At 70.9% G+C, this 16553-nt stretch carries 15 protein-coding genes; 6 read left to right on the top strand and 9 right to left on the bottom strand.

Annotated features, from left to right (window positions below; genetic code table 11):
- Positions 1–52: 52 nt before the first annotated feature.
- From ACZ6RC_RS19475 to ACZ6RC_RS19460, 4 genes are all read right to left on the bottom strand, one after another.
- Positions 53–607, bottom strand: a complete 555-nt coding sequence (locus ACZ6RC_RS19475; RefSeq protein ID WP_469584751.1) for an RNA 2'-phosphotransferase — start codon at positions 605–607, stop codon at positions 53–55.
- Positions 608–748: 141 nt separating this feature from the next.
- On the bottom strand, positions 749–1705 hold the full coding sequence (locus ACZ6RC_RS19470) for a MerR family transcriptional regulator (RefSeq protein ID WP_453616131.1): 957 nt from the start codon (positions 1703–1705) through the stop codon (positions 749–751).
- Positions 1706–1791: 86 nt separating this feature from the next.
- Complete coding sequence (locus tag ACZ6RC_RS19465; RefSeq protein WP_469585717.1) at positions 1792–3567, bottom strand: SDR family oxidoreductase; 1776 nt, start codon at positions 3565–3567, stop codon at positions 1792–1794.
- A gap of 2 nt (positions 3568–3569) precedes the next feature.
- On the bottom strand, positions 3570–4418 hold the full coding sequence (locus tag ACZ6RC_RS19460; RefSeq protein WP_391139907.1) for a M24 family metallopeptidase: 849 nt from the start codon (positions 4416–4418) through the stop codon (positions 3570–3572).
- A gap of 250 nt (positions 4419–4668) precedes the next feature.
- On the opposite strand from ACZ6RC_RS19460, the gene ACZ6RC_RS19455 reads away from it, so the two are divergent.
- From ACZ6RC_RS19455 to ACZ6RC_RS19440, 4 genes are read left to right on the top strand one after another with little or no spacing between them, the layout of a single operon-like run.
- Positions 4669–5637 (top strand): ABC transporter ATP-binding protein, encoded by a 969-nt coding sequence (locus tag ACZ6RC_RS19455; RefSeq protein WP_469585714.1) that lies wholly within the window; start codon positions 4669–4671, stop codon positions 5635–5637.
- Positions 5634–6536 carry an ABC transporter permease gene (locus ACZ6RC_RS19450; RefSeq protein ID WP_453616134.1) on the top strand — a complete coding sequence of 301 codons (903 nt, stop codon included), beginning with the start codon at positions 5634–5636 and terminating at the stop codon, positions 6534–6536. The genes ACZ6RC_RS19455 and ACZ6RC_RS19450 overlap by 4 nt, the downstream gene beginning before the upstream one ends.
- Positions 6537–6588: 52 nt before the next feature.
- Positions 6589–7500 carry an ABC transporter ATP-binding protein gene (locus tag ACZ6RC_RS19445; RefSeq protein ID WP_391139903.1) on the top strand — a complete coding sequence of 304 codons (912 nt, stop codon included), beginning with the start codon at positions 6589–6591 and terminating at the stop codon, positions 7498–7500.
- 14 nt (positions 7501–7514) lie between these two features.
- Positions 7515–8234, top strand: coding sequence for an ABC transporter permease (locus ACZ6RC_RS19440; protein ID WP_391139901.1), 720 nt, complete (start codon positions 7515–7517; stop codon positions 8232–8234).
- 41 nt (positions 8235–8275) lie between these two features.
- On the opposite strand, the gene ACZ6RC_RS19435 is transcribed toward ACZ6RC_RS19440, so the two are convergent.
- Both ACZ6RC_RS19435 and ACZ6RC_RS19430 read right to left on the bottom strand, forming a co-directional pair.
- Complete coding sequence (locus ACZ6RC_RS19435; RefSeq protein WP_469584744.1) at positions 8276–9601, bottom strand: CynX/NimT family MFS transporter; 1326 nt, start codon at positions 9599–9601, stop codon at positions 8276–8278.
- Between the two features lie 128 nt (positions 9602–9729).
- Positions 9730–10407, bottom strand: coding sequence for a FadR/GntR family transcriptional regulator (locus ACZ6RC_RS19430; RefSeq protein ID WP_469584739.1), 678 nt, complete (start codon positions 10405–10407; stop codon positions 9730–9732).
- 116 nt (positions 10408–10523) lie between these two features.
- Between ACZ6RC_RS19430 and lpdA the strand changes: the two genes are divergently transcribed.
- Both lpdA and ACZ6RC_RS19420 read left to right on the top strand, forming a co-directional pair.
- Positions 10524–11927, top strand: coding sequence for a dihydrolipoyl dehydrogenase (gene lpdA, locus ACZ6RC_RS19425; protein ID WP_469584736.1), 1404 nt, complete (start codon positions 10524–10526; stop codon positions 11925–11927).
- Between the two features lie 47 nt (positions 11928–11974).
- Positions 11975–12634, top strand: coding sequence for a rhomboid-like protein (locus ACZ6RC_RS19420; RefSeq protein ID WP_469584733.1), 660 nt, complete (start codon positions 11975–11977; stop codon positions 12632–12634).
- 198 nt (positions 12635–12832) lie between these two features.
- On the opposite strand, the gene ACZ6RC_RS19415 is transcribed toward ACZ6RC_RS19420, so the two are convergent.
- From ACZ6RC_RS19415 to pheA, 3 genes are all read right to left on the bottom strand, one after another.
- On the bottom strand, positions 12833–13639 hold the full coding sequence (locus ACZ6RC_RS19415; RefSeq protein WP_469584730.1) for an HAD family hydrolase: 807 nt from the start codon (positions 13637–13639) through the stop codon (positions 12833–12835).
- Positions 13636–14925: a serine--tRNA ligase gene (gene serS / locus ACZ6RC_RS19410; RefSeq protein WP_453616150.1), complete on the bottom strand. Its 1290-nt coding sequence runs from the start codon at positions 14923–14925 to the stop codon at positions 13636–13638. The genes ACZ6RC_RS19415 and serS overlap by 4 nt, the downstream gene beginning before the upstream one ends.
- 576 nt (positions 14926–15501) lie before the next feature.
- Complete coding sequence (gene pheA, locus ACZ6RC_RS19405; RefSeq protein WP_391139887.1) at positions 15502–16437, bottom strand: prephenate dehydratase; 936 nt, start codon at positions 16435–16437, stop codon at positions 15502–15504.
- Positions 16438–16553: the final 116 nt, after the last annotated feature.

Here is a 16553-nt window from a genome sequence, read left to right as displayed (position 1 = left end):
GCAGTCGCCTCGAACAGCCGAGGGTTCCCGGTGTCCGGGGTGCCGGTACGCCTCACTCCGGCAGGCGCAGGAACTCCGGCGGCACCGCGTCGGTCAACCAGACGCCGTTGGCGCTGACGTGGAACACGTGGCCGGCCCGGTGCATCGCGCCCGCGTCCACGCTCAGGACGAGGGGCCGGCCGCGCCGGGCGCCGACGCGGGTCGCCGTCTCGCGGTCGGGGGAGAGGTGGACGTGGTGGCGGGCCATCGGCCGCAGGCCCTCCGCTCGAATCGCGTCCAGCCGGGCGGCGACCGTACCGTGGTAGAGGTACGCGGGCGGTTCGGCGGCCGGGAGGTCGAGGTCCACCTCGACCGTGTGGCCCTGGCTGGCGCGGATCCGCGTTCCGTCGACCGCGAAGCGCTTCTTGTCGTTACTGGCGACGACATGGTCCAGCTCGGCGCGGGTGATCGGGAAGCCGTGCTCGGTGGCCGCCCGCAGCAAGGCGTCGATCTCGGTCCAGCCGTGCGCGTCGAGGACCAGGCCGATCCGTTCCGGTTGATGGCGGAGGTGCTTGGAGAGGTACTTGGACACCTTCACGGTGCGTCTCTCGTCGAGGGGTGCGTTCATGGCGTCAGGATGCCGGAGAGTGGCCCACGTCACCATCGAATTGTGGTGTCGAGGTTTGCTCCACAGCCAACGTGGTTTATCCACAGCGGAATTGACGATTCTGTGGACAACTCCTCGTGGAATCCCAGGTACTTGCCCGACTCAGGCCTTATGTGCGGGGTTTACCGAAAGGGCGTCCAATGCCCGTGTCTGCACCTCGCGTTCGGTGGCGGCCGTGATGAAGGCGGCGACGTTCTCCGGGCCAACCAGGCGTTGTACGGCCCGTATCGTCCCGGACGGCAGAGCCACCTGCCGGGGCTCTTCGTCCCTTACCGGAGCCGGGTCCGCCGACAGGTGGTGCTGGAGGTGGCGGGTAGCGAACAGGCGCATCGCGCGCGCGAGTTCGGCGTCGACCGTCTGTTGCGCGAGGGGCCGCAACCGCCGGACCATCGTCGCCGCCTCCGCCGCGTCCGCGTCCGTCGGAGGCCGGTGCTCCAGATAGCGGGCGAAGACGTGCTCCGTGGTGAACTCCAGGAAACGGGAGGCGATGTGCTCGACCTGGACCCGAAGTTCCCTCAGATGCCCGGAGATAGCGGTGAGCGGAACCCCGGCGGCATGCAACTCGGCGGCCACGGCCAGCTCTTGAGGGCTCGGGACGAGGAACTCGTCGTCCCGGCCGGGGATCCGCTCCAGGACACCCAGCTCGATCGCCTCGCGGACCGCGTCCTCGTCGGGCTCCCCGCCGAACGTGGCGTCCAGCTCGGCGCGGGAGATCCGGTCCGCCTCCTCGTCCGTCCACGGCCCGTCGACCTCCGCGACCAGGCCGAGGACGCCGCCGAGCCCCCGCCCCGCGTCCCAGGCCTCCAGCAGCTCCTTGATGGAGGCCAGGGTGTAGCCACGGTCCAGCAGGTCGGCGATCTGTCGCAGCCGGGCGAGATGGGTGTCGCCGTAGACGTTCGACCGGCCGCGACGCTCGGGGCGGGGCAGCAAACCGCGATCCTGGTAGGCGCGGATCGTGCGGACCGTGGCCCCGCTGTGGTGCGCCAGGTCCTCGATCCGGTACTCGGCCGGGGACGGCTGCCCGCCCCCGCTCCCCGACTGCGCTGATCGCTCCGACACGCCCGCTCCCGCCGCTCGCTTTACCGCCTGCCGCCCATCCCTCGGAGGCCCGCCTGCGAGGGATGGTACGGTCCGCCGCCCCTCGCTCAGGCCGGCGGCTCCAGCCGGGCTATCGCCCGCAGGGCCCCGGGCGCGAAACGGGACAGGAAGTGCGCCCCCCGCGCCTCGGGAGTGACCGGGACGACGGCCTGGTCGCGCACCACCGCGCGCAGGATCGCGTCCGCCACCTTCTCCGGCGGATAGTTGCGCAGGCCGTACAGCCGCTGCGCCTTCTTCTGCCGGCGCTTCTGCTCCTCCTCGCCGGCGCCGGCGAACCGTGCCGTCGCGGTGATGTTGGTGTTGACGATTCCGGGGCAGATCGCCGAGACCCCGATGCCCCGGTCCGCCAACTCGGCCCGCAGGCACTCGCTCAGCATGAGCACCGCCGCCTTCGACGTGCTGTACGCGGGCAGGGCGCGGGACGGCTGGAACGCGGCGGCGGAGGCGGTGTTGACGATGTGGCCGCCCTGGCCCCGCTCGGCCATCTGCCCGCCGAAGATTCGGCAGCCGTGGATGACGCCCCACAGATTGACGTCGAGGACCTTCTTCCACTCCTCCGCGGTGGTCTCGAAGAACGAGCCGGTCAGACCGATGCCGGCGTTGTTCACCAGGACGTCGACGACGCCGTGGTCGCTCGCCACCCTGGCGGCGAGCTTCTCCATGGCCTGCTCGTCGCTGACGTCCACGGTCTCGCCCCAGGCCCCCGGGGCGCCGATCAGGCGGGCCATCTCCGCCGTCCTGGCGGCACCCTCCCCGTCCCGGTCGACGGCGATCACCCGCGCCCCCGCCTCGGCGAACGCGAAGGCGGTGGCCCGGCCGATGCCGCTGGCCGCGCCGGTCACCAGGACCAGCTGTCCGCCGAACCGCTCCGCGTACTCCGGCCGCACCCCGCTCGCCGCCGCACTCTTCGGCGCCTTGGCGGCCGGGTCCTCGTTCGCCTCGACGAACTCGCGGATCCATGAAGCCAATTGGTCGGGCCTTGTGCGCGGCACCCAGTGCTTGGCCGGCAACGAGCGCCGGGTCAGGTCCGGCACCCAGGCTCCCAGGTCGTCGTAGAGCCGCTCGGAGAGGAACGCGTCCCCGGTCGGGGTGATCAGCTGCACGGGTGCGTGCGCGTACGCGTCGGCGCGCGGCCGGCGCAGCCGCGCACGGACGTTGTCGCGGTAGAGCCAGGCGCCGTGGGCCGCGTCGGTGGGCAGGGACGGGGTCGGATAGTCCCCCGTGGGGACCTTCTCGACGCGCCGCAGGATCGCCGGCCACCGCTTGCCGAGCGGCCCGCGCCAGGCCAGCTCGGGCAGCACGGGCGTATGGAGCAGGTAGACGTACCAGGACTTGGCTCCCTGGCCGAGGAGTTGGCCGACCCGGCGCGGGGTGGGCCGGGCGACGCGCTGCTTGATCCAGTGCCCGAAGTGGTCGAGGGACGGGCCGGACATCGAGGTGAAGGAGGCGATCCGGCCCTCGGTGCGCGGCACGGTCACGAACTCCCAGGACTGCACCGAACCCCAGTCGTGGCCGACCAGGTGGACGGGCCGGTCCGGGCTCACCGCGTCGGCGACGGCCAGGAAGTCGTCCGTCAGCTTCTCCAGCGTGAACCCGCCGCGCAGCGGTGCCGGGGCGGTGGACCGGCCGTGGCCCCGGACGTCGTACAGGACCACATGGAAGCGCTCGGCGAGGCGCCGCGCCACCTCCGACCAGACCTCCTTGGAGTCGGGGTAGCCGTGCACCAGCAGGACGGTGGGCCGGCTCGTGTCGCCCAGTTCGGCCACACACAGCTCGATCCCGCCCGTACGGACCCAGCGCTCGCGCGCCTCTTCGAGACTCACCTTCACGCCGCCCCCTCCTCAGCCCAGCGCCGCACGTGCGGCAGGTCGTCGTCCAGCCAGAACGCGCTCTGCTCGGGATCCCTGGAGTCGGTGACCACCAGGATCTCCTCGAACTTCGCGCCCGTCCCCCGGAATCCGAGGTGCGGCTCGACCGCCCACAGCCCCGGCCGGGGCGGGTGGTCGGAGAACGTGTACGGCGACCAGAGCGGCGACCAGCCGTCCCGGTGACCGTGGATCGCGTCGCTCGCGAGGCCCTTGAGCGACTGGGTGCCGAAGCCGAAGAGCGTGGGGGACCAGCGGCGCTCCCGCACCCGGTCGATCTTGTGGGCGATCACGCCGAAGGGATACGCCCGGTGCCGGTTGGCATACCCCTGGCGGACCATGAGCCGGTCCACGTCCTCGTAGATCTCCCGCAGGGTGCGGCGCTCGCGCACCTCGCGCAGGATCAGCTCGCGGTGGGCCCTTAGATCGCTCAGCAGCTTGTCGTGCAGCGGGTTGAGGCCCAGGCAGCCGGAATAGCCGATGTCGGCGGTGTACCCCTTGTACACCGGGGCCATGTCGAGGATGAAGGGCATCCCCGCCTCCAGCCGCCGGTCGGTGGGGAAGAACTGGAGCGGGATCCTGAAGTCGACGAAGGCCGTCCGGTCCCCGAACCAGGCGAACGGGCGGTGGAACCAGTCCCGCACCCCCCGCTCGCCCAGCCACTCCCGCTGCATCCGGGCGGCCTCCCGCTCGGTCACCCCCGGCCTGAGCTGGGCCGCGACCGCTTCCGCGCAGGCGTAGGAGAGGCGCTGCACCTCCCGGAACCCCCGCAGGTCCGCGGTCGCTCCGACTGTCACTGCTGAGGTCATGCCATGCGTCCGTCCCGTGTGAGCGTATGCGTGCGCTACGCGGCCGTAACTTGACACTGATGAATGTGACAATGCCCGGCGGCTGCGTCAAGGGCCCTGCGCAAGCCTGTGGAAAACCGTCCGTCCCGGGACGGACGAACGACTTTGGTCTCGGCTCCCCTACGGGCACGTACGACTGGAGTCGGATACGGACCGAGCCGTTGGGCTGACGACCGGCTGTGGTGTGCACCACTACCGTCGAAGCGTGACTGTGATCGCTACCGAAAGCCTCAGCAAGCGGTTCCCCCGGGTGACCGCTCTCGACCGGCTCTCCCTGGACATCGGGCCCGGTGTGACCGGACTGGTGGGTGCCAACGGAGCCGGCAAGTCCACGATGATCAAAATCCTGCTCGGCCTCTCCCCCGCCACCGAGGGAACCGCCGCCGTGCTCGGCATGGACGTCGCCACCGACGGCGCCCGGATCCGCGAGCGCGTCGGATACATGCCCGAGCACGACTGCCTCCCGCCCGACGTCTCGGCCACCGAGTTCGTCGTCCACATGGCGCGCATGTCGGGGCTGCCCCCCACCGCCGCCCGTGAACGGACGGCCGACACCCTGCGCCACGTCGGCCTGTACGAAGAGCGGTACCGCCCCATCGGCGGCTACTCCACCGGCATGAAGCAGCGGGTGAAGCTCGCCCAGGCGCTGGTCCACGACCCGCAGCTGGTCCTCCTCGACGAGCCCACCAACGGCCTCGACCCCGTCGGCCGCGACGAGATGCTCGGCCTGATCCGACGGGTCTGGACCGACTTCGGCATCTCCGTCCTCGTCACCTCCCACCTCCTGGGCGAGCTGGAGCGCACCTGCGACCACGTCGTCGTCATCGACGGCGGACGGCTGCTGCGCTCCAGCTCCACCAGCGACTTCACCCAGACCACCACGACCCTCGCGGTCGAGGTCACCGACTCCGACAGCCACCCCGACGGCACGCACGCCCTGCGCGCGGCCCTCGCCGCCGCGGGCGTCACCCTCCACGAGGGAGTGGAGGACGGGCTGCCCGGCGCCGGACACATCCTCCTCGTGGAGGCCGCCGGCGAGGAGACCTACGACCTGGTCCGCGACACCGTCGCCGACCTGGGCCTCGGTCTCGTCCGCATGGAGCAGCGCCGGCACCACATCGCCGAGGTCTTCCGTCCGCAAGGCTCCCCGGAACAGCAGCAGGAGGTGCCGGCGCGATGAGCACCCAGGCCCAGTCCCCCGAGACCACCCAGATCCACAACATCGGCTACCGCTCCTACGACGGACCGCGCCTCGGCCGGGCGTACGCCCGCCGGGCGCTCTTCTCGCAGTCGCTGCGCGGAGCGTACGGACTCGGCCGCAGCGCCAAGTCCAAGGTGCTGCCGATGATCCTCTTCGCGGTGATGTGCGTGCCGGCGCTGATCATCGTCGCCGTGGCCGTCGCCACCAAGATGAAGGACCTGCCGCTCGACTACACGCGGTATGCGATCTTCACCCAGGCCGTGATCGGTCTCTACCTCGCCGCCCAGGCACCGCAGTCCGTCTCCCGCGACCTGCGGTTCAGGACCGTCCCGCTGTACTTCTCGCGCCCCATCGAGCGGGCCGACTACGTCCTCGCCAAGTACGGCGCGATGGCCTCGGCGCTCTTCGTCCTCACCGCCTCCCCGCTGGTGATCCTCTACGTCGGCTCGCTGCTGGCCAAGATGGACTTCGCCGACCAGACGCAAGGGTTCGGCCAGGGCCTGGTGTCGGTGGCGCTGCTGTCCCTGCTCTTCGGCGGCATCGGCCTGGTCATGGCCGCGCTCACCCCGCGCCGCGGCTTCGGTGTGGCCGCCGTCATCGCCACCCTGGTGATCTCGTACGGCGCCGTCTCCACCCTCCAGGGCATCGCCTACGGCACGGACAACCTCGGCGCCATCAAGTGGCTGGGTCTCTTCTCCCCGGTCACGCTGATCGACGGTGTGCAGACCGCCTTCCTCGGGGCCACCACCTCCTTCCCCGGAGGGGAAGGCGTGGGACCGACCGCCGGTGCCGGCGTGGTCTATCTGCTGGTCGTCCTCGCGCTGATCGCCGGCTCGTACGCCGTCCTGATGCGCCGCTACCGAAAGGTCGGGCTGTGACCACGTCCCGCCGTCTCCCCTCACCACCCTTCCAAGGAAACGGGCCGCGCCCATGACCACTCTCTCCATCGACCACACCTCGCGGTGGTTCGGCAACGTGGTGGCCGTCAACGACGTCACCATGACGATCGGCCCGGGTGTCACCGGCCTCCTCGGTCCCAACGGCGCCGGCAAGTCCACCCTCATCAACATGATGGGCGGCTTCCTCGCCCCCTCGACCGGCACCGTCACCCTCGACGGAGAGCCGATCTGGCGCAACGAGTCCGTCTACCGGCAGATCGGCGTCGTCCCCGAGCGGGAGGCGATGTACGACTTCCTCACCGGACGCGAGTTCGTCGTCGCCAACGCCGAACTGCACGGCCTCGGCGACGCGGAGGCCCGGCGGGCGCTCGCCACGGTCGAGATGGAATACGCGCAGGACCGCAAGATCGCCACGTACAGCAAGGGCATGCGGCAGCGCGTGAAGATGGCCTCGGCCCTCGTCCACGAGCCGTCGGTGCTCCTGCTCGACGAGCCGTTCAACGGCATGGACCCGCGCCAGCGCATGCAGCTCATGGACCTGCTGCGCCGGATGGGGGCCGAGGGCCGCACCGTGCTCTTCTCCTCCCACATCCTGGAGGAGGTCGAGCAGCTCGCCTCCCACATCGAGGTGATCGTCGCCGGACGGCACGCCGCCTCGGGCGACTTCCGCAAGATCCGCCGCCTGATGACCGACCGGCCGCACCGCTATCTCGTACGGTCCAGCGACGACCGGGCGCTCGCCGCCGCACTGATCGCCGACCCGTCCACGGCCGGCATCGAGGTCGACCTGGCGGAGGGCGCGTTGCGCATCCAGGCGGTGGACTTCGGGCGCTTCACGGAGCTGCTGCCCCGGGTCGCCCGCGGCCAGGGGATCCGGCTGCTGACGGTCTCGCCGTCGGACGAGTCCCTCGAATCCGTCTTCTCGTACCTCGTAGCGGCCTGAAAGGAGCCTGACCGATGTACAACCCCACAGTCGCCCGGCTCACCTACCGGGCCCTGCTCGGCCGCCGGCGGGCGCTGATCCTCTTCGCGCTGCCCGCGATGCTGCTCGTGATCGCCGGCGCGGTCCGCGCCTTCAACGGCGCCGACGACCAGATCGCCGCCGACGTCCTGGGCGGGTTCGCGCTCGCCACGATGGTCCCGCTGATCGGCGTGATCGCCGGAACGGGCGCGATCGGCCCGGAGATCGACGACGGTTCGATCGTCTATCTGCTGTCCAAGCCGGTGAAGCGGCCCACGATCATCTTCACCAAGCTGATCGTGGCCATCGCCGTCACGATGGCCTTCTCGGCCGTTCCCACCTTCATCGCGGGCATGATCCTCAACGGAAACGGCCAGCAGGTCGCGGTGGCGTACACCGTCGCCGCCCTGGTCGCCTCCATCGCCTACAGCGCGCTCTTCCTGCTGCTCGGCACGGTCAGCCGGCACGCGGTCGTCATCGGCCTGGTCTACGCCCTGGTCTGGGAGGCCCTGTTCGGCTCCCTGATCGCGGGGGCGAAGACGCTCAGCGTCCAGCAGTGGGCGCTGGCGGTGGCCCAGAAGGTCAGCGGCGAGGGCCTGGTCTCCTCCGAGGTCGGCCTGCCGGCCGCGGTGGCCCTCCTGGTCGGCGTGACGGTCCTCGCGACCTGGTACGCGGGCCAGAAGCTGAGGACGCTGAAGCTGGCGGGCGAGGAGTAGGCGAGCAGCCCGCCAGGAGCGGGGAGCGGGCGCCGGCCGGTTCAGACCGTCCGGTCCCGCGCGGCCAGCAGCCCGATCCCCAGGGCCGCCGCGCAGACGCCCAGCACCAGTGCGATCGGCACCGTCCAGGAGCCGGTCGCCTGGTGCACCGCCCCCGCGGCCAACGGCCCGGCGGCGGCGAGGAGATAGCCGACGGTCTGGGCCATCCCGGAGAGCCGGGAGGCGGTCACCGCGTCCCCCGACCGCAGCACGATCAGCGTGAGGGCCAGGCCCACCGCCCCGCCCTGCCCGACCCCGAGCACGGCGGACCACAGCCACGCGCCCTGCACCGGGGCGACCAGCAGCCCGGTGTAGCCGGCCGCGACCAGGGTGGTGACGAGAACGACCAGCGGACGCTGACCCCGCATCCGCCCCGCCAGGAGCGGCACGGCGAAGGCGCCCGCGACCTGGATCAGGTTGTTGAAGGCGAAGACGACGCCCGCCGTCCCCCGACTCATGCCGTGGTCCGTGAAGATGGTCGGCATCCAGGCGATCAGGACGTACGACCACAGCGACTGCAGGCCCATGAAGAGGGTCACCTGCCAGGCCAGCGGAGAACGCCACACGCTCCGGGACGGCGCCCCGGCGCGAACCTCCCCCTCGACCGGCCCGGCCCCCGCCCGCACCGGTCCGCCCGCCCCCGCTCGTACGCCCGCCCCGGCCCGGACCTCGTGGCCCGTACGGCCCCGGGCGATCAGGACCTGCGGCAGCCACGCCAGCGCCGCGACGGCCGCGAGGAGCGACCAGAAGGCGAGCGAGGCCTCCCAGCTCCCGCCGAAGGCCCGCTCCAGCGGCACCGAGGCGGCCGCGACCAGGGTGGCGCCCGCGATCATCGCGCCCGTGTAGACCGAGGTCATGGCCGCGGCCCGGTCCGGGAAGTCCCGCTTGATCAGGCCCGGCATCAGGACGTTGAGCAGGGCGATGGCCGTGCCGACCAGGACACCGCCGCCGTACAGCGCGTACACGGACGGCAGGACGCGCACCAGGATGCCGGCGCCGAGCAGCAGCAGCGCGGCGAGGAGCACCGGTTCGGCGCCGAAACGCCGGCCGAGCCAGGGGGCGACGAGCGCCCCGGCCCCCAGGAAGAGCACCGGCACGGAGGTGACCAGCGAACTCGCCGTGGAGGAGAGCCCGAAGGCCGCCGATATCTCGCCCACCAGCGGCGACACGCTCGCCAGGGCCGCCCGCATGTTGAGCGAGGCGAGCACGATCCCGGCCATCAGCAGCGCGGGGTGGGCGAGCAGCGCCCGCCGCGCCGCCGCCGCCGGGGGCGAGGGCCGGACGGCTGCCTCGGCGTCGACGAGCAGGGGGGCTTCGGGGCGTGACAAGAGCGTTCCTTCTTCGTACGTACGGCAGTTCAGCGGGCGCCGGGCCGGCGGGCGGCCCCCGGCCCGGACACCACGGACCTCCGGGCGCGCGGCCGGCGGCCGGCGCGAGGGCCTTCGGCGCACCCCGGCTAGCGGGGGTGTGTCAGCGCGGTGACGGTCTCCATCGGCACGCGCAGCAGTTCGCGCGCCCCGGCCTCGGCCGCCGTCGGATCGCCCGCCTCGATCGCCCGGACCACGGCCTCGTGGGCGTCGATGTCGACCGGCGGCATCGCGCGGTCGCCCAGCGCCTCCACCAGTACCTCGTGCACCTGGGTGGAGAAGAAGCGGTACACCTCGACGAAGGCGGGGTTGTGCGTGGCCTCCACGACGGCCAGGTGGAAGGCCATGTCCGCGTCGGCGGCGCGGTCGCCCTCCTCGCGCAGGGTGGTCAGGGCCGCCCGCAGTCGCAGCAGATCGTGGGTGTCCCGCCGTGCCGCCGCGAGCCGGGCGGCCTCCGCCTCCAGGGCGACCCGCAGTTCCAGGACGTCCCGCGCACCGGCATGGCGCATTCCGTGCAGCACGGCGGCCGGGTCGGCGGCCGACCTGACAAACGTGCCGTTGCCCTGACGGGATTCCAGGAGGCCCGCGTGGACGAGTACGCGTACCGCTTCGCGGACGGTGTTGCGGCCCACGCCCAGCTGTCCGGCCAGCTCGTGTTCGGTGGGAATGCGGTCGCCGACGGCCCACTCGCCCTCTGCGAGCTGGGCACGGAGCTGCTCGACCACGGAGTCCACCAGCGAGGTCCGGCCCGCCGTTCTCAACGCCATCACTACCCCTATTCGCCCGGTTGCCCAGTCATCCTACAACTCACTCAGTGCAGCGCCCGGGATTACTGTGGGCTCGTACGCGGACACGAACACCCTCACCTCTCCGGGAGTCAGTCATGTCAGACCGCTTCGACGTCGTCGTACTCGGAGCCGGCCCCGGCGGCTACGTCGCGGCCATCCGCGCCGCTCAGCTCGGCAAGCGGGTCGCGGTCGTCGAAGAGAAGTACTGGGGCGGTGTCTGCCTGAACGTCGGCTGCATCCCCACGAAGGCCCTGCTGCGCAACGCCGAACTGGCCCACATCTTCACCCACGAGGCCAAGACCTTCGGGATCAAGGTCGACGGCTCGGTCTCCTTCGACTACGGCGAGGCGTTCCGCCGCAGCCGCACGGTCGCGGACGGCCGGGTCAAGGGCGTCCACTTCCTGATGAAGAAGAACAAGATCACCGAGTTCGACGGCCGCGGCACCTTCCTCGACGCGAACACCCTCCAGGTCGCCGCCTCGGACGGCACCACGCAGACGATCACCTTCGACCACTGCATCATCGCCACCGGCGCCACCCCCCGCCTGCTGCCCGGGACCTCCCGCAGCGAGCGCGTGGTCACGTACGAGGAGCAGATCGTCGCCGACGACCTGCCGCAGTCGATCGTCATCGCCGGCGCCGGCGCGATCGGCATCGAGTTCGCGTACGTCCTGCACAACTACGGCGTGAAGGTCACCATCGTCGAGTTCCTCGACCGGATCGCCCCGCTGGAGGACGAGGACGTCTCCAAGGAGCTGGCCAAGCAGTACCGCAAGCTCGGCATCGACGTCCTGACCTCGACCCGCGTCGAGACGATCGACGAGTCCGGGCCGCAGGTCCGCGTCACCGTCACCGGCAAGGACGGCGCCCAGAAGGTCCTGGAGGCCGACAAGGTCCTGCAGGCCATCGGCTTCGCCCCGAACGTCACGGGCTACGGCCTGGAGAACACCGGAGTGGCGCTCACCGAGCGCGGTGCGATCGAGGTCGACGGCCGCTGCCGCACCAACGTCCCGCACATCTACGCCATCGGCGACGTCACCGCGAAGCTGATGCTCGCGCACACCGCCGAGGCCATGGGCGTCGTCGCCTCGGAGACCCTCGCGGACGCCGAGACCATGGAGCTCGACTACCCCATGATCCCGCGCGCCACCTACTGCCAGCCGCAGATCGCCAGCTTCGGCTGGACCGAGGCGCAGGCGCGGGAGAAGGGCTTCGACGTCAAGGTCGCCAAGTTCCCCTTCACGGCGAACGGCAAGGCGCACGGCCTCGGCGACTTCACCGGCTTCGTGAAGATCATCAGCGACGCGAAGTACGGCGAGATCATCGGCGCCCACCTGATCGGGCCGGACGTGACCGAGCTGCTGCCCGAGCTGACCCTGGCGCAGCAGTGGGACCTGACCGTCCACGAGGTGGCGCGCAACGTGCACGCGCACCCGACGCTGGGCGAGGCCGTCAAGGAAGCGATCCACGGCCTGGCCGGCCACATGATCAACTTCTGAGGCGTTCTCTCAGGAGAAATCCACCCCAGGGTGGTAGGTACGGATACGTGCCGAGCGAGACCTTCCCGGGTGGCGAACCGTCCCGACCGATCAGGTCGTGGGTGCGTTCGTCACCCGGCACGCACCTCTGGCTGCTGATCATCGCGGTCACCGGCATCGTCATCGCGCTGTCCTCCGACGGCCTGGAGCACTATCTGCTCCACCGCAACAGCAGCAACCTCCACCAACTCGCCCACCACCCGCTCCAGGCACTGCTCGGCAGCGCGTTCTGGATCGAGAACCCCGCGGCGCTGCCGCTGTACGCACTGCTCTTCGAGGTCTGCCACGCGCCCGTCGAACGGTGGCTTGGCACCGGGCGATGGCTGTTCATCGTCGCCACCGCGCACATCGCGGCCACCCTCATCAGCCAGAAGATCGTCCTGGAGGCGATCCGGGACCACGACGTGCCGCGCAGCATGGCGCACGTGGTGGACATCGGGGTGAGTTACGGGATCGCGGCCTCGGCGGGAGTCCTGACCTACCGGCTGGCCCGCCCGTGGCGGTGGCTCTACCTCGCCGCGGTGGTGGCGTTCTTCGCCGTGCCGCTGGCCACGCAGCACACGTACACCGATCTCGGCCACGCGATCTCGCTGGTCATCGGCCTCGCCTGTCTGCCGCTGACACGCGGAAAACCGGTGGCCGCCGCGCGCAGACCTCCCGCACACTGAGGGCGCGGGGGACGCTCCGCCGGGGCGGTCGCTTCGAGCGCGCGGTTCGTCCGCGCGGACCGCCCCCTCCGCACGTCCGTCTCCGGAACCGCCTCGTCGGGGGCCGGAGCCTTGTGGGCGACCGGAGACGGCTCGCTCCTCGGCGGCCGCCGTCTTCGGGGCCGCCGGGGAGCGTTTCTGCGTATCCGGGGTCTGGCGCTAGGGCGCCAGCAGGCGCTCCAGGACGACCGCGATGCCGTCGTCCTCGTTCGACGACGTCACCTCGTCCGCCACCGCCTTGAGCTCCTCGTGCGCGTTCGCCATCGCCACGCCCCGGGCCGCCCACCCGAACATGGGGATGTCGTTCGGCATGTCGCCGAACGCGATGGTCTCCGCCGCCTTCACGCCCAGCCGACGGGCCGCCAGCGACAGCCCGGTCGCCTTGCTCAGGCCGAGCGGAAGGATCTCCACGATCCCGGCGCCGGCCATGACGACGTCCACGAGGCTGCCGACGGTCTCGCGCGTGACCCGCGCCAGCTCGTCGTCCGACAGCGTCGGATGCTGGATGTACACCTTGTTCAGCGGGGCCGCCCACAGCTCCGACGGATCCTCGTACGGGACCGACGGCAGCGCGCCTTCCAGGAGGCGGTAGCCGGGGCCCACGAGCACCTGGCCGTCCAGGCCGTCGCGGCTGGCGGCGAGCGCCAGCGGGCCGACCTCGGCCTCGACCTTCGACAGCGCGAGGCCGGCGAGCTGCCGGTCGAGCGTCAGCGAGGTCAGCAGCCGGTGTTCGCCCGCGTGATAGACCTGCGCGCCCTGACCGCACACGGCGAGACCGTCGTAGCCGAGGTCGTCGAGGATGTGCCGGGTCCAGGGCACCGACCGGCCCGTGACCACGATGTGCGCCGCCCCCGCCGCCACCACGGCGGCGAGAGCGTCACGCGTACGTTCCGAGACGGACTCGTCGCCGCGCAGCAGCGTGCCGTCCAGGTCCGTCGCGACGAGCCGGTAGGGGAAGGCACTCACTGGGAGATCGGCTCCAGCACCTCACGGCCACCGAGGTACGGACGCAGGACTTCCGGTACGCGCACCGAGCCGTCGGCGAGCTGGTGGTTCTCCAGGATCGCCACGATCGTGCGCGGGACGGCGCACAGCGTGCCGTTCAGCGTCGCCAGCGGCTGGACGACCTTCTTGCCGGCGCGCTCGTCGCGCATCCGGACGGAGAGCCGCCGGGCCTGGAAGCCGTCGCAGTTGGAGGCGGAGGTCAGCTCGCGATACTTGCCCTGGGTGGGGATCCACGCCTCGCAGTCGAACTTGCGCGAGGCGGAGGAGCCCAGGTCGCCGGTGGCCACGTCGATGACCTGGAAGGGCAGCTCGAGGCTGGTCAGCCACTGCTTCTCCCACTCCAGGAGCCGCTTGTGCTCGTTCTCGGCGTCCTCCGGAGCGACGTACGAGAACATCTCGACCTTGTCGAACTGGTGGACGCGGAAGATGCCCCGGGTGTCCTTGCCGTACGTGCCCGCCTCGCGGCGGAAGCAGGGGGAGAAGCCGGCGTAGCGCAGCGGCAGCTTGTCCGCGTCGATGATCTCGTCCATGTGGTACGCGGCGAGCGGCACCTCGGACGTACCGACCAGGTAGTAGTCGTCCTTCTCCAGGTGGTACACGTTCTCCGCGGCCTGGCCGAGGAAGCCGGTGCCCTCCATGGCGCGGGGGCGGACCAGCGCCGGCGTCAGCATCGGGATGAAACCGGCCTCGGTGGCCTGCGCGATCGCGGCGTTGACGAGCGCGAGCTCCAGCAGCGCGCCGACACCGGTGAGGTAGTAGAAACGCGAGCCGGAGACCTTGGCGCCCCGCTCGACGTCGATGGCGCCCAGCGCCTCGCCGAGCTCCAGGTGGTCCTTGGGCTCGAAGCCCTCGGCCGCGAAGTCGCGGACGGTGCCGTGCGTCTCGAGGACGACGAAGTCCTCCTCGCCGCCGACCGGGACGTCCTCGTGGACGATGTTGCCGAGCCGGAGGAGCAGGGCGCGCGCGGTCTCGTCGGCCTCGTTCTGCTCGGCCTCGGCGGCCTTGACGTCGCTCTTGAGCTGCTCGGCCTTCTGGAGGAGTTCGGCGCGCTCCTCGGGGGTGGCCTTGGGGATCAGCTTGCCGAGCGCCTTCTGCTCGGAACGGAGCTCGTCGAAGCGGACGCCGGACGACCTGCGCCGTTCATCGGCGGAGAGCAGGGCGTCGACGAGTTCGACGTCCTCTCCACGGGCGCGCTGGGAGGCGCGAACACGGTCGGGGTCCTCACGGAGCAGGCGAAGGTCAATCACCCCACCAGGCTACCGGTGCGGGCTCGCGGCACCCCACCCGATATCCACGAGCGTGTCGCTTTGCCCTTATTGCGAAGATTGGGAAATGCTCGCCCTATTCGTCAATAAACGGGGTCCGAGCCCCCGAAAAGGGGCGGATCGCCGGGTCGTGCTTGACCGAACGGCACTGTCCGCCGCCGCACTTCTCCACAGGAATCATGGCCTCACGCAAGTTATCCACAGGCTGTGCGGGAGATCTGTGGATCGTCAAGGAGATCATCCGGAAACGGGCATCTGGGATCCGGAATTCCTCGATCAAACCCCACTCACACACTCATTCGGGTGGGAATTCCTCGCCCTAAAGAGTTGATCAAGAGAATAGGGGTGACACGGGCCGACATCGCGGTCTGTGGACGGATCTGGAATGGCTAGGGCGATTTGTCGACCGTGTCCACCGGTCATGTCGACTTGTCCCCAGGTCGAGAACGACCCCTGTGGATAACTTCTGTGGGTAAGTAAAAAGTATGCAGGTAGGACTAGTGGTCCGTGCCTGTGGATGAGCGCCTCCGGCCCGAGAGACGTCAGGCCATCATCGACTCAGGCCCGACCGTCCTGGGCCCTCGCCAGCCAATCGGAGGCCGCCATGAAGTCCGCATCCGACGTCCCGGGCCGCAACCCCCGTACGTCCCCCACCGCGACACCCGCCCTCGGGTACGAACCGAGGAACCGCACCTTCGGGCACATCCGCTTCAACCCCATGAGCGCCTCGCCGACGCGCCGGTCCGAAATATGGCCCTCGGCGTCCACGGCGAAGCAGTAGTTGCCGATACCGGCACCCGTCGGGCGGGACTGGATCAGCATCAGGTTGACCCCGCGGACCGCGAACTCCTGAAGCAGTTCGAGCAGCGCACCGGGATGGTCGTCGCCCAGCCACAGCACGACCGACGTCTTGTCCGCACCCGTCGGCGCCGCCGGCCGGGCCGGCCGGCCCACCAGGACGAACCGGGTCTCCGCGTTCTCCGCGTCGTGGATCTCGGTGACCAGCGGCTCCAGGCCGTAGGTCGCCGCCGCGAACTCGCCGGCGAACGCCGCGTCGAACCGGCCCTCCTGCACGAGCCGGGCCCCGTCCGCGTTGGAGGCCGCGGACTCCCACCGGGCATCGGGCAGATGGGCGCCCAGCCAGTTCCGCACCTGCGGCTGGGCGACCGGATGGCCGGTGACCGTCTTGATCTCGGAGAGCAGAGTGCCCGGCCGCACCAGCAGCGCGAAAGCGATCGGAAGGAGAACCTCGCGGTAGATCATCAGCGGCCCGCCGGAAGCCAGCTCGTCCAGGGTGGCGGTGACCCCACCCTCCACCGAGTTCTCGATCGGTACGAGAGCGGCCGCGGCCTCCCCGTTGCGCACGGCGTCCAGCGCGGCCGGGACCGACACCATCGGGACGAGCTCCCGGGTCGCGGCCTCGGGCAGCGTACGCAGCGCGGCCTCCGTGAAAGTGCCTTCGGGACCGAGATACGTATACCGGGTGGCTGACATACGGTCACCCTAATGGGCGGGCGCGGCCGCCGCCGCGCCCACACGGAGGGGGCAGGGAGGCGGGACGGGGGGCGGGGCGGGCCGGGAGGAGGGGGAGGGAGGGGGTGGGGGGGAGG

It is taken from the genome of Streptomyces sp. NPDC048353 (assembly GCF_055587165.1).
The sequence above is the reverse complement of the archived record's forward strand: the minus strand, read 5'-3'. Positions and strand labels throughout refer to the sequence as shown.